Raw genomic sequence first — 12,457 nt, 5'->3', positions numbered from 1 at the left:
GGTGGTACGCCCGGGGGACGACGACCGCCTCAACAAACCCTTGTGCCTGCGTCCGCAGTCGCACTCGGCGCACAGCGGCCCGGCCGCTCGCGCATGCTTCTTCGTCCGCACGGGCCAGTCCGCCGCCAGGGCAAATGCCACCATCGCCATGCCACCGGCCTGCCACGAAGTCCCGGCCCGGACAGTCCTTGGGGAGGTCCTCGATGGACTTCCTCAGCGAGACCATCCACCGCACCACATAGGCCCGTTTGCCTTGTGTCCGCAGAAGCCGTGTGCGGGGATGTCGGTGTCGAATTCGCCTGGGTGGATACGGTGCCGCGTTCGCGACTCGGATGCTGGGATCGTGAAGCGATCCCATGGGACCCGCATGACTGGCGTCGCACCCTTGAGGCGGACTGGACAGCCGCCCGGATGACGCGCGAGACGCCTCAACCGGGACGGCCGGTCCAACGTCAATCGGTCCGCTTCCGGGCGGTGAGTTGGAAGAGCCGGACGGTGTGCGTGTAAGGCGGGCGGGCGGTGGTGGCTGCCAGGGGTCGCCGCCGGCGGCGGCGCCGGCGCGCATCGTGGACTTACAAACGGCTTCCTGTGGCTCAAGTTGCCGCCGGAGACGGAGATACCTGACGTGCCTACACGGAAAGCCTCAGCGGCAGCAACTACTTCACCAAGCAGAACAGGTGGCGGGCTTCGTCGAGGCCTTGGCTGCGTAGGTGGGACGTGGGTTCTGGCACAGATCTTGGGTGGTCGTCACAGAGGGTCAGGATGCTGTTCGAGTGCGAAGGGCGGGGTCGCGTGAGACCGCGTACGCCCCGCCACCCACCGGACGGAACTGACGCTCCAGCAAGTCTCGGGCCATCCCTGCCGAAGTCCGCCGTGGCCGGTGACGGTACTGCTCATGCACACCTGCGCATCGTCTTGGAATCGCTGGTGATCGACGGCATCGGCAACGTGAGCGCCGAACCGTCGCGCCCGGCACGGTCGAAGTGGCGGCCGAAGGCCGCACCCCCGGGGCGATCTGCCCGGACTGTGGCGGGTTCTCGAACCGGGTGCATGACCGCTACCGGCGCAGGCTGAAGGATCTCCCGCCCGGTGCGCGGGGCCTCGTGATCAGGCTGACGGTTCGGCACTTCCTCTGCGGGGCGGGCGAGTGTCCACGCTGCGCCTTCGCCGAGCCGTTCACCTCGTTGACCGCCCCGTACGCGCGGTTCACCGTCCGGCTCAACCGCGTCCTGGAGCGGATCCGGGCTCGCGCCGGCCCGGCTTCGGCGCGGGCAGGATGACGCTGTTGCGCAGGGTCGTGGCGTTACCCGATCCGCGCTTCCGGACGCCGCGCGTGCTCGGTGTGGACGACTTCGCGACCCGCCGGGGCCAGATCTACTCGACCGTCCTGACCTGCGGGGAATCCCATCGCGTGGTCGACGTGCTGCGGACCCACGAAGCCGGGCGGCCGGCCGCATGGCTGATCGACCACCCAGCCGTGGAGATCATCCGCCGGGACCGGGCCGGCGCATACGCAGACGGGGCCCGGCGCGGCGCCCCCGACGCTCTGCAGGTCGCCGACCGGTTCCACCTGTGGCAGGGCCTCGGCCGGGCGGTGGAGACCTGCGTCGCCGCCCACCGCGACTGCCTGCGCACCCCGCCACAGGACTGCACACCGCCGCAGCCGCCGAGTCCTGACCCCGTCGGCCGAAGGGCCGAACGCAAACGGGCCGCGCACACCCTGGTCCACGAACTGCTCGCCCGGGGCCACTCCCGGCAGGCGATCACCCGGCACCTGGGCCGGGGACCGAACACCGTGCTGCGGTACGCAACCGCCGAACGCCGGCAGGACACCGTCCGCGGGAACCTTCCCCGGCCCAGCAGACTGGACCCGCACAAGCCCTACCTGGAACAACGGTTCGCCGCAGGGTGCACGAGCGTCCGGCAGCCGCACGGCGAACTGCTCGCACGGAACGCCCCCGTCACCTACGCCATGGTGCGCGCACACATCGCCGCCCTGCGCGGCACCCCGTCCGGCATCGCGCCCCGGCCACCGACGGTGCGGCAGGTCACCGGCCGGCTCACCCGCAACCCCGAGACTCTGAGCGAGGACGAACGCGCCGATCTGAAGGAGGTCCCGGCCCGCTGTCCCGAACCGGACGCGGCCGCCGAACACGTCCGCGACTTCGGAGAGATGCTCGGCCGCCGCTCCGCAGCCGGGCTTCCCACCTGGATCGCTGCCGTCGACGCCGGCCAGCTCCCTGGCCTCACCGGCTTCGCACTGCACCTGCTTAGGGACTTCGACGCCGTGACGGCCGGGCTGACCCTGGAGTGGAGCTCCGGCAGCGTCGAAGGCGCCGTGAACCGGATCAAGAAGATCGAAAGGCAGCTCCATGGCAGAGCCGAATTCGAACTACTCCGCAAGATGATCCTGCTTCAGTGACCTTCTGTGACGGCTCCCCAAGATCTGTGCCAGAACCCAGAACTCGCCGATGTTCGCGCTGATCGAGCTGATCGACGGGAGCGGCGACACCGGTGGGCCCGGCCCGTGGGCGTCGCTGTCGCTGATCGCGGTCTACGCGGGAATCGCGTTGATCGCCGGCGGCGTGCGGTTGAAGACCCGCGACGTGTGACCGGATCCGCCCAACGCGGCCGACGCCCGTCGAACGCCGGTCGGTCGGGCCGTGACAACGAGAAGGGTCGCACCCGACGAAAGCCGGGTGCGACCTCTCGGCCGCCCGGGTTGATCCGCACCGGCGACGGTCGGGGGTTCCGGGAGACCCGACGAGGGGCGGACCCGGCGGCAGTGCACGTTCCCGCCGGTTCACCGACACGACAGAGCGCACACGTTCCCACGAACGCGCTCACCGTCTTCGGTTGTTGTACCGGGCGGAGCTTCTCGGCCTCGGCGATGTCCGGGTCGGGAAACGGATGCCTCTGCGGTCGGCCGCTGTGTCGGCGTCCCCGATGCGGCCGAGCGTCGGCGGGGTCGGCTTCGGGCGGGTCAGGCGGTCAGGCCGCCGTCGACGGTCCAGTCGCTGCCGGTGACGTAGCGGGAGGCCGGCGAGGCGAGGAAGGAGACGGCCGCGGCGATGTCGTCGGGGGTCGCGTAGTGGCCGAGGGCGATGCGGGGGATGACGATGTCGGCCAACTCGCCGTCGGCGGGGTTCATGTCGGTGTCCACGGGGCCGGGCAGGACATTGTTGACGGTGATGCCGCGCGGGCCGAGGTCCCGGGCCAGGCCGCGGGTGAGCCCGGACACGGCGGCCTTGGAGGCCGAGTAGATCGAAAGACCCGGGAGGGGCGATATGTCTCCGTTGACACTGCCGATGTTGATGATCCGAGCGCCCCTGGTGAGGTGGGGTTCGGCGGCCTTGACGGCGGCGAAGATCGCCCGGACGTTGACCGAGAACACCTCGTCGAAGTCGTCGAGGGTCAGGTCGGACAAGGGGGCGACGCGGCCGACCCCGGCGTTGTTGACGAGGATGTCGAGACAGCCGAAGGTCTCGACGGTGGCCGTCACGGCCGCTTGCACGGCAGTGGCGTCGGAACTGTCGGCCGGCAACGCGACGACCCGCGGCCCGAGCTCGCCGGCGAGGGCCTCCGCTTTCTCCTTCGAGGAGTTGTAGGTGAAGGCGACGGCGGCACCGTCCGCCGCCAGCCGGCGGACGATCGCCGCTCCGATTCCCCGGGAACCCCCGGTGACCAGGGCCGTCTTTCCCGCGAGTTCCCGAGTCATGGTTGCTCCTCAAATCGAACCGGACCGTCAAGTTGCGTTTTTCGCGGGGCAGGACCCCGGCCGCCGCCGCAGCGTATCCGGGACGCGGCGGCCCGGATCGCCCGCCTCCGGCGCCGACAGACCCACGCGACCGAGTATCCGGCCGAGTTCGACGATGGGACCCGGTTGGACGACGTGCGCCTGGACATGGTCCACCGCGGTACGAGGATCGGGCGGTGGGTGGCTCGGCAGCGGTCGGGGTGGGACGGGCTGAACGCGGCGCAGCGCGAGCGGCTGCTCGCGTCGGGGCCGACGGCGCCCGCGATGCTCGACACCACGGCACGGGCCGAGGCGGCGGTTCCGGTGCCGGACGGCCCCGGCCCAAGCGCACCCGCGAGCAGGCGTGGACGATCGCGCTCGGCGCGGCGGCGGCCCACCGGGCCCGGGTGGGACACCTTGAGGTGCCGGTGGCGGTGCCCAGGTCCTTGTAGGCGACGGTGTTCTGCACCGCGATCGTGAGCACTTGCATGCTCAGGCCGAGTCCGGCCCCGAGGACGAGGAGGTAGAGCGAGTCCAGCCATGGGCTGGTGCCGCGGTGCATGCGGGAGAGCAGGTAGAGGCCGAGCGCGGTCACGAGCGAGCCCGCGCTCGGGAACCACCCGCGCGGGCACGTGGAGTCGGTGGTGGCGTTCGGCGGGTGGCCGGAGGACGTGCGGCTGGGGGTGTGGGTGACGACGACCAGGAGCAGGCGGGCGGGTGTGACGTTCATGCGCACGCTTGGCAGTTCGTTCGGCGCTGCGGTAGTCGGCACGATCTACGCCAACAAGCTCGGCTTCGCACCGGAGTCGGCAGTCGCGCGGGCCACCGCGACCGGAGCCGCGACACCGCGGGAGCTGGCCCCGGCCGTCGGCGATCCGGCCTCGCTGCACCGGCTGCCGACGACCGCCGCCACCCCGATCATCGACGCCTACGCGTCCGTCATGGATACGGTCTTCCGCTGGACGGTGCCGGTCGTGCTCGTCGGCTTCGCCGTGTCGCTGTTCCTCAAGGAAGTGCCCCTGCGAGATACGGCGCGGGCGGGCTCGCGCGATGTGGACGGCGGACTGGGCACGCCGACCACCGACGAATCCCGCCTGGTGCTGGAACGCGCGGTGTCCGTCCTGCTCAAGGGCATCACCCAAAGCTCCGCCCGTCAGGTGCTGGAACGCTCCGGCACCCGCGTTCCGCCGGCCGCGGCCTGGGCGCTGACGTGGGCGGACCTCTACACCAGGGTGCTCGGCGTGGCGCGGCTCACCACCATCGCGGAGCAGCGCAGAATGCCGGACGAAGTCCTTCACCCGGCCTTCGACAGCGCCGTGCACGGCGGATACCTCACCGAGGAAAGCGGCGTCTACACGCCGACCGAGCGCGGAGGTGTCGAGGTGCGGAAGGTCCAGGAGGCCGCGCTCGAGTGGCTCGCCGAGCACGTCGAACGCGCCGAAGGCCGGCCCGGCCCGCCCGACCTTCGCCGTGCCCTCGACTCCATCGCGCGGCGCCTGCTCACCGAAGACCTCGCGACGGGAATGGCGACCGCCGGCAGCGCCGAGCAAAACCTCGCTGCGGCAAGCGGCCGATAGCCACTCGGGTCCCGGCGGCACCGACGCGCCGGGCGGCCGGGCCGTCTCCGTCCGGCCTGCGCGGCACCGGGTGTGGTGTGCCGGAGCCCGAACGTGGTCGCGTTCGGGTCAGCGATTACAGCAGATGCACATGCGCACGATGATCATCGTGTCCGCCGGGTCGAAGAAGGCGCCGATGACTACTCGGCGCACTCATGGACGGCCGGATCCACCACGACGCAGTCGTGCAGCCCCCGCAGGAGCGTCTGCTCAGCTTTGGTGAGGCCGCCGAAGGGCTCGCGTTCGGCCGCGCTCACCGCGTCGTCGATGCGTTCCAGGCCGCCAGGCCGACTTCGGTGATCTGCACGATGTGGCGTCGCCGATCGTCTGGGTCCGGCGCGGTTCGCACAAGCCGGAGGACTCCAACTCGTCGAGCACTGCCACCAGTTGGTGGGGATCAACCTCCATCGCTGAGGCGGACGGACCGAGAGCGAGCAGCGCGGCGCCACGCGATGACCCTGATGCGGCTCGCCCCCGGCGCCGCGAGCCGGCGCGAACTCGCCGGCGGGCGCGCTTGGCCTGCTCGTGGGCCTGGTCTTCCCGCTTCTCGGCATCGCCGCCGCCGTCGGCCGGGTGCTCTACTTCGCCGGTGCGCCGATCACCCGCGTGCGCGTCAAGGACTTCGTCGTGACCCCGGTCGTCGTACTCACGCCGCTCTCGGTGGGCGCGCCGATACTGCGTACTGCCTCCGCCTGACTCACCGCATGCGAGCAATTCGCTCGGGCCTCCGTACGCGGCCGCAAAAGGAGTACATCCCGGGCCGCTCCGACGACCGGCCCGGGATGTCGGCGCCCTGGCTCACGAGCACGCACGCTGCGATACGGACGCCGCCCTTCGGGAGGCGCTGGACGGCGCGGCCACGAACCCGGAGCCGGCGTCGCTCGGCGCGGCCGTGGAAGCGGTGAAGGCCCGCGCCGAGCCGCCCCCTCGCTTCCGTACGGTCCCCGGCCCCGGTCCGCGCCATCGAGGGGGACCGGGGGAGCCGGACCCTCGAATCTCCCCAAGGCCCCGGATTGCGCATCCTGTCGCGCGGCCGGATCGTGGGCCTATGCCGAGACACACCGGGCCCCGAAGCGGCGTGCCGACGTGAGTGGCACGCCGTTGGCCGGCCTGCGCCGCATGGTCTCCCCGCTGGAGCTGTTCTTCGACCTGGTCTTCGTCTTCGCCGTCGGCCAGCTCGCGCACCACCTGCACACGGAACTGTCCTGGCGCGGCGCCGCCGAGACCGCGGTGATGCTGATCGCCGTCCTCAGCACCTGGGCCCTGACCAGTTTCGACGCCACCTTCCTGGACGTGGAGCGGCCCCGCACCCGGCGGCTGGTGCTGCTGGTGATGGGTCTGGTCCTGTTCATGAACGCCCAGATCCCGCACGCCTTCGCGGGCCGGCCGTGGGCCTTCGTGGTCCCGCTGGTGGCCACCCTGGCGCTGGTGGACGTCACGGCCGCGGCGTGGGCCCCGACCCCGCTCCTGCGCCTGCACTACCGCCGTGTGACGGTGTGGGCCGCGGCCTCCATCCCCCTGTGGCTGACCGGGGCGGCCATGGACCACGGGCCCCGCCTCGCCTGGTGGGCCGCGGCCGCCGTCGTCGACATGACCGGCGTCTGGCTGGCCCACCCCCTGCCCCGCAACGTCCTGTCCTCCCGGGACCTGGTCTTCGACGCCGAGCACATGGTGGAACGGATCCGGCTGTTCATCATCCTCCAGCTCGGCGAGACCGTCCTGACCATCGGCACCGCGATCTCCGCCGCCCCGGTCGACGCCGCGACCGTGACCACCGGCCTGGGCGTGTTCGTCGCCGTGGTGTGCCTGTGCGCCAGCTACTTCAGAGGAGGCGAGGACATCCTGGCCCGGCACGTCGCCACCACGGCCGACACCCTGCTGCCGGTCCGCCACGCCGTCAGCGGCCAGTACCCCACCCTCGCCGGCCTCGTCGCCCTCGCGGTGGGCGCCGAACTCGCCATCGCCCACCCCACCGGCCGCGGCAGCACCGAACTCGGCCTCCTGCTGTTCGGCGGCACCATCCTCTACGTGATCACCCAGGCCTGGTGGTACTACACCTCCACCCGCCAGGCCTGGGGCGCCCGACTCCTGGCCTGCCTCGCCTGCGCCGCCGCCGGCATCGCGGCCGTCCGGCTCCCACCCCTGGCCTCCGTACTGATCCTCGACCTGATCCTGGTGACGCTCGTCCTCGCCCTTACCCGAGTGCACCGGAGAGTGCTCACGACCATGACCGACGCGGACAGCCAGTGACGGGCAACGGTCCGGACGAATCCGCCCCGGTCGACGTCGCGCACTGCACGCCCTGTGCAGCCGCCGAGGCGTCATCTCGTGGTCCGTCGGCCCTCACCGGGGGCGCCGTCGGGAGGGGTGTTCGTCCGGGCGGGGGTGCCGTGCGGCTCCAAAGGTGTTGCCAGGTGTACCGCTCCCGCCACCGGCTCCCCCGTGTACACCGTCAGTGGCAGTCCCAACCGCTCCCGCAGTCGGTTCCGGAGGGCTTCGGCCAGTGGGGGACGGCCGACGATCACGCTTCCCCCGGCGACCACGCGCGTGATGTCGGCTCCGCGCGTGACCAGGTGCCCGACGAGGGTGGTGAGGTCGTCCGCGCCGGTGAGCACGGCGGTGTGCGCGGTGGGTGAGCCCGCTTCCGCCGCGTCGAAGACCGTGGGGGCCCAGCGGGCCCAGGAGCGGGGTGGGGTGCTCTGCATCGTGCCCACGATCTCGCGCAGCGAGCGGGCGCCCGTGTGCGCGAGCAGTGCCGGCAGCAACGGGTCGTCGGTGTGTGCTCGGTCGTGGGCCCGGGTGAGCGCGCCGACCGCGTCGCGTACCGTCCCCCACGCCGATCCCGGGTCGCCGACCAGCCAGCCCCAGCCGCCCGCGTACAACGATCCGCCCGAGGTGTCGCGGGCCACCGCGATCGAGCCGGTGCCGACGACGAGCCCGGCGGCCGGACCGCCGGCCGGCACCGCCGCCTCGAGCAGGAAGGCGTCGTTGACCACCCGGACCGGGACCGCGAGTTCGGCCTCCATCGCGGTGCGCAGTTCGGCGCACTCGGTGTCCGAGTCGCAGCCGTGTGCGCCGATCCCGACCGCGATCGGTGGAGTGCGGGTGAGCGCGCGGATCGACGCGCCGAGTGCGACGGCCTTGCCTCGGCTGTCGAGATTGGTCCAGTCGCCCGCCGGGTGGGTGACGTCTTCGAGCGTGTTGCCCTGCGGGGTGGCGAGGCGCAGCCGGGTCTTGGTTCCGCCCGCGTCGATGCCGACGATGTACTGAGTTTCCACGTGTGCCGGCACTCCCGTGCGTGTGTGTCGTGACGACCGGCCGGGTGTCGGCGCGGTCTTCGAGGAGGTCAGCGGGCGCCGCGGGCCGCGTCGTAGAAGGCGAGGCAGGTGGCGAGGGTCTGCCGGGCGGTGCGGACGGTCGAGCCGGGGGCGACTCCGTCGTTGACGGCGGCGAGCAGCGCGTCGAGGGTGTCGGAGGGGTCCGGGGGCAACGTTTCGACGGTCCACGCGCCGCCCTCCTCGGCCACGCCCAGGCTTGCGGTGGCGGTGGAGTGGAACACGGCGCCGCGCGAGCCGACGATGTGCGCGCGGGTCGACGACGCGCCGGCCGGGGTGATCCAGGTGTCCTCCACGGTGACCACGGCGCCGCTTTCCAGGGTGAGGATGGCGTGTCCGTAGTCCTCGAGAGGCAGTTCACGGTGGACGAGGTTGGCCGTGGTGCCGGTGACTCCGGCGACCGGTGAGCGGAACAGCGCGGTGATCCGGTCGATCTGGTAGACGGCGTGGTCGATCCAGGCGCCGCCGGCGGTGCGTGCGGGGTCCGTCCACCAGCCGGGTTCGCCGGCTCCGGGCCAGGCCGCGGGGAGGGTGCTGTGCATGGCGAAGGTGGCGGCGCGGAGTTCGCCGAGCCGTCCGGAGTCCACGAGGCCGGACAGGCGTCGGGCCAGGGGGGAGGTGTGGCGGGATTCGCTGGGTACGAAGACGACGCCGGCGCGTTCGACCTCCTCGACCACGCGGTCGGCGTCCGCGAGGTTGGTGGCGAGGGGTTTGACGGACACGATGTGTTTGCCGGCGCGGGCCGCGGCCACGACCAGGTCGGGGTTGCGGTCGACGCTGGTGAAGCACGCGATCGCGTCGATCTCGGCGTCGTCGAGGATGAACGCCGGGTCGGTGGAGGTGCGTTCGCAGCCGGTGAGAGCCACGACGTGGGCGATGCGGTCGGGGTCGCGGTCGACGAGGGCGCGCAGTCGTACGCCCGGTTCGGCCGCGGCGCGGCGGGCGAAGGGGATGGCCGCGTACCAGTGGTCGAGACCGATGACGCCGATCCGAAGCGGGGCGGGGGTGGCTGTGGGCATGGTGGTGCTTCCTTCGGGGTTCGGGTGGGACGTGGGCTCAAGGTGTCGCGAGGCGTCGAAGCGAGCGGACGCCGGGCGGGACGGGCGTCGCCGTCAGGAGGCGTAGGGCGGCCGGAACGTCGTGGTCAGGTCCACGAACCGCCGTTCGCGCGCCGACACCGTCACCGCCGTCATGATCTCCAGCGCGTGGCGCGCGTGTTCGGCGGTCAGGACGGGCGTGGCCCCGTCGAGCACGACGTCGGCGAGGTGGCCGACGAGCAGGGCTCGGCCGTAGGTGTGGCGCAGGGTGTCGCGGGCGAGCGGCTCGGTGGGTTGCACCCAGCCGTCCACTCCCGGGGCGATGCCGGCGCGGTACAGCTCCAGGTCGGGGCCGTCGGGGCGGAGCACGCTCAGCACGCCTTGGCGGCCGAAGATCTCCAGCTTGGGACTGCGGGAGGCGTGCACGTTGAAGGTGCCGTCGACCACGGCGTAGGCGGAGTCGCCGAAGTCGAGCATGAACAGGCAGTTGTCCGCGGCGGTCACCGGCATCTCCAGGCCTTCGAAGGGTCCGCCGCGGACGGTGCGCTCGGCGTCGGTGACGCCGGCGAACGCGGCGACCCGCAGGGCCGGTCCCAGGATGCCGGTGATCTGGTGGATGCCGTACACGCCCATGTCGAGCAGTGGGCCGGAGCCCTCGCGGTAGAACCAGCTCGGATCGGACGGCCAGCCGTGCGGGCCGCCGCCGGGTCCGGCGTGTGAGCTGCGTACCCGGGCGAAGGCGACCCGGCCGATGGCGCCGTCGCGCACGAGTGTCGCGGCGCGCGCGTAGGGCTCGTAGAGCAGGTCGGGCGGGGCGCACACCAGGGCCAGGTCCCGTTCGTGGGCCATGGCGATGAGTTCGTCGGCCTCGGCGAGGGTGGCGGCGAGCGGCTTCTCGACGGCGAGGTGTTTGCCCCGGGCGAGGATCAGGCGGGAGGTCTCGGCGTGTACCGGGATCGGCGTGAGGTTGACGACGGCGTCGAGGTCGGTGTCGTCGAGCATCGCCTCCAGCGATCCGTGGGCGGCCGGGACGCCGAAGCGTGTGGCCGTGGCGCGGGCCAGGTCGAGGTCGGGGTCGGCGATCGCGACCACCTCCACCCGCCCCGCGTAGTGATGCGTGTTGGGCAGTACGCCGTAGGGGGCGGTGGCGATGCCGCCGCTGCCGAGGATCCCCACCCGCAGGATGTCGGTCATCCCAACCTCACTTCCATAACCGGAAACTTTCTTTCGGGATAGTAGCCTCCGATCCCGCCACCGCACCAGAGAGTTGTCGTTCCGATCCGGATGAGCCGGCTGAATAGGGCATCCCACCCTCGATCGATAACGAATGAGTCACGACCCACTCGACCTATTTCTTGAAAGAAACTTCCTGATACATTCCTGGCGTCATCAACCCGGGATCAGCTCGGGGTCAACCCGGGAGCCACACCGGATCCACCCGGGAGTCGAGGAGGAGCCATGGCCGTCAAGGGAACCCCGTCGTGGCTCGGCGATCAGAACGCCGCTACGGCCATGCGGCTCCTGCTCGACCACGGGCCGCTGAGCCGCAACGGCGTCGGCGAACTCAGCGGGCTGTCCCGCCCGACCGCCACCCAGATGGTCGGCCGCCTCGCGGACAAGGGCCTGATCGAGGTCGTCGGCGAGGAGTCCATCGGCCGGGGCCCCAGCGCCGCGCTCTACGGCGTGCGCAACGACCTCGCCTACGGGATCGCCGTCAACGTCGACCAGCAGGCCGTACGGTCCGTGCTGGTCGACATCAAGGGCACCGAGTACCCGATCGCCCACGAGGCGGTCGCCGCGCTGCCCGCCGAACGCGGCGCGGCGCGCGACGTGGCCCGCGCCGTACTGGCGGCCGGCCGGTCCGCGGGCGTGGGCCTGTCCGCCATCCGCCACGTCTGCGTGGGCGTACCCAGCAGCGTCGACCCCCGCTCCGACGAACTCAGTTCGGTGCAGGGGTTGCCCGGATGGTCGCGCCGAAGCATCCGGCAACAACTGGAGCAGGCGCTGGGCTGCCGGGTACACGTCGACAACGACGTCAACCTCGCGGCCGTGGCCGAACGCCGCGCCGCCGGCTTCGCCCCCGAGGACACCTTCGCGTTGTTGTGGATCGGATACGGCATCGGCCTCGCGGTCGACGTCGCGGGCACCGTCCTGCGCGGCGCCTCCGGCGGAGCGGGCGAGATCGGCAACCTGCCCGTCCCACGCGGCGTGTTCGACCCGGAGACCGAGGCCGACGACCTCGAAGGGCTCCTCGGTGCCCAGGCCCTCGACCGCATCGGCCGCGAGGCCGGCGCGGGCGGGCACACGTTCGAACAGGTGCTCGCCGGCGAACCGTTGCCCGAACGGGTGCTGGAGACCTACGCCCCCCGGCTGGCACAGAGCGTCATCCCGGTGCTCGGCGTGATCGACCCCAGCCTGGTGATCCTCGGCGGCCCGGTCGGCCGGGCCGGCGGATCCCGACTGGCCGAACTGACCCGACGGGCGATCCGCGATCACACCCGGTGGGACCCCACGGTGCACGTCACCCGGGTCTCGGACGACGCCGTGCTCGGCGGCGCCCGACACACCCTGCACGACCGGGTTCGCGAGACGTTGCTCGCCCGTGCCGTCGGCTCGGACGAGGACGAGAATCGCTCGCACGTCATCGCGGCCAAGCTGCGCGACATCGGCTGATCCCACACCGCCGGCCACACCCGCGCGCGGCCGGCCCCACGACACCGGTCGACCCCACAT

The 12,457-nt window shown here is 71.9% G+C and carries 10 protein-coding genes and 3 pseudogenes; 8 read left to right on the top strand and 5 right to left on the bottom strand.

The window, feature by feature from the left end:
• Positions 1–983: 983 nt before the first annotated feature.
• From ACFXMF_RS43135 to ACFXMF_RS43120, 4 genes and pseudogenes are all read left to right on the top strand, one after another.
• A pseudogene (locus ACFXMF_RS43135) lies at positions 984–1,076 on the top strand (hypothetical protein); the annotation flags it as partial.
• Positions 1,077–1,103: 27 nt separating this feature from the next.
• Positions 1,104–1,280 carry a hypothetical protein gene (locus tag ACFXMF_RS43130; RefSeq protein ID WP_379990754.1) on the top strand — a complete coding sequence of 59 codons (177 nt, stop codon included), beginning with the start codon at positions 1,104–1,106 and terminating at the stop codon, positions 1,278–1,280.
• Between the two features lie 5 nt (positions 1,281–1,285).
• Complete coding sequence (locus tag ACFXMF_RS43125; RefSeq protein WP_379990752.1) at positions 1,286–2,422, top strand: ISL3 family transposase; 1,137 nt, start codon at positions 1,286–1,288, stop codon at positions 2,420–2,422.
• Positions 2,423–2,471: 49 nt separating this feature from the next.
• On the top strand, positions 2,472–2,612 hold the full coding sequence (locus ACFXMF_RS43120) for a hypothetical protein (RefSeq protein ID WP_379990751.1): 141 nt from the start codon (positions 2,472–2,474) through the stop codon (positions 2,610–2,612).
• 371 nt (positions 2,613–2,983) lie between these two features.
• On the opposite strand, the gene ACFXMF_RS43115 is transcribed toward ACFXMF_RS43120, so the two are convergent.
• Together ACFXMF_RS43115 and ACFXMF_RS43110 are read right to left on the bottom strand one after the other, a co-directional pair.
• Positions 2,984–3,718 (bottom strand): SDR family NAD(P)-dependent oxidoreductase, encoded by a 735-nt coding sequence (locus ACFXMF_RS43115; RefSeq protein WP_379990750.1) that lies wholly within the window; start codon positions 3,716–3,718, stop codon positions 2,984–2,986.
• A 445-nt stretch (positions 3,719–4,163) separates the two neighbouring features.
• Positions 4,164–4,352, bottom strand: a pseudogene (locus ACFXMF_RS43110) (hypothetical protein); the annotation flags it as partial.
• A gap of 28 nt (positions 4,353–4,380) precedes the next feature.
• On the opposite strand from ACFXMF_RS43110, the gene ACFXMF_RS43105 reads away from it, so the two are divergent.
• From ACFXMF_RS43105 to ACFXMF_RS43095, 3 genes and pseudogenes are all read left to right on the top strand, one after another.
• Entirely contained in the window at positions 4,381–5,313 is a 933-nt protein-coding gene (locus ACFXMF_RS43105; protein WP_379990749.1) for a hypothetical protein, read from the top strand.
• 540 nt (positions 5,314–5,853) lie between these two features.
• Positions 5,854–6,048 (top strand): annotated as a pseudogene (locus ACFXMF_RS43100) (DoxX family protein); the annotation flags it as partial.
• Positions 6,049–6,438: 390 nt separating this feature from the next.
• Positions 6,439–7,602 (top strand): low temperature requirement protein A, encoded by a 1,164-nt coding sequence (locus ACFXMF_RS43095; RefSeq protein ID WP_379990748.1) that lies wholly within the window; start codon positions 6,439–6,441, stop codon positions 7,600–7,602.
• A gap of 71 nt (positions 7,603–7,673) precedes the next feature.
• Here ACFXMF_RS43095 and ACFXMF_RS43090 read toward each other — a convergent pair whose 3' ends face one another.
• The 3 genes from ACFXMF_RS43090 to ACFXMF_RS43080 all read right to left on the bottom strand — a co-directional run bounded on the left by ACFXMF_RS43090 (position 7,674) and on the right by ACFXMF_RS43080 (position 10,918).
• Positions 7,674–8,630 (bottom strand): N-acetylglucosamine kinase, encoded by a 957-nt coding sequence (locus ACFXMF_RS43090; protein WP_379990747.1) that lies wholly within the window; start codon positions 8,628–8,630, stop codon positions 7,674–7,676.
• Between the two features lie 68 nt (positions 8,631–8,698).
• Positions 8,699–9,706 (bottom strand): Gfo/Idh/MocA family protein, encoded by a 1,008-nt coding sequence (locus tag ACFXMF_RS43085; protein ID WP_379990746.1) that lies wholly within the window; start codon positions 9,704–9,706, stop codon positions 8,699–8,701.
• Between the two features lie 93 nt (positions 9,707–9,799).
• Positions 9,800–10,918, bottom strand: a complete 1,119-nt coding sequence (locus ACFXMF_RS43080; RefSeq protein ID WP_379990745.1) for a Gfo/Idh/MocA family protein — start codon at positions 10,916–10,918, stop codon at positions 9,800–9,802.
• Between the two features lie 264 nt (positions 10,919–11,182).
• Here ACFXMF_RS43080 and ACFXMF_RS43075 point away from each other — a divergent pair, with 264 nt between their 5' ends.
• Positions 11,183–12,397 (top strand): ROK family protein, encoded by a 1,215-nt coding sequence (locus ACFXMF_RS43075; protein WP_379990744.1) that lies wholly within the window; start codon positions 11,183–11,185, stop codon positions 12,395–12,397.
• Positions 12,398–12,457: the final 60 nt, after the last annotated feature.

This window comes from Embleya sp. NPDC059213 (genome assembly GCF_042754445.1).
Lineage (GTDB): Bacteria > Actinomycetota > Actinomycetes > Streptomycetales > Streptomycetaceae > Embleya.
Note: the sequence above shows the minus strand (reverse complement) of the source record. Positions and strands in the feature narration are given on the sequence as shown.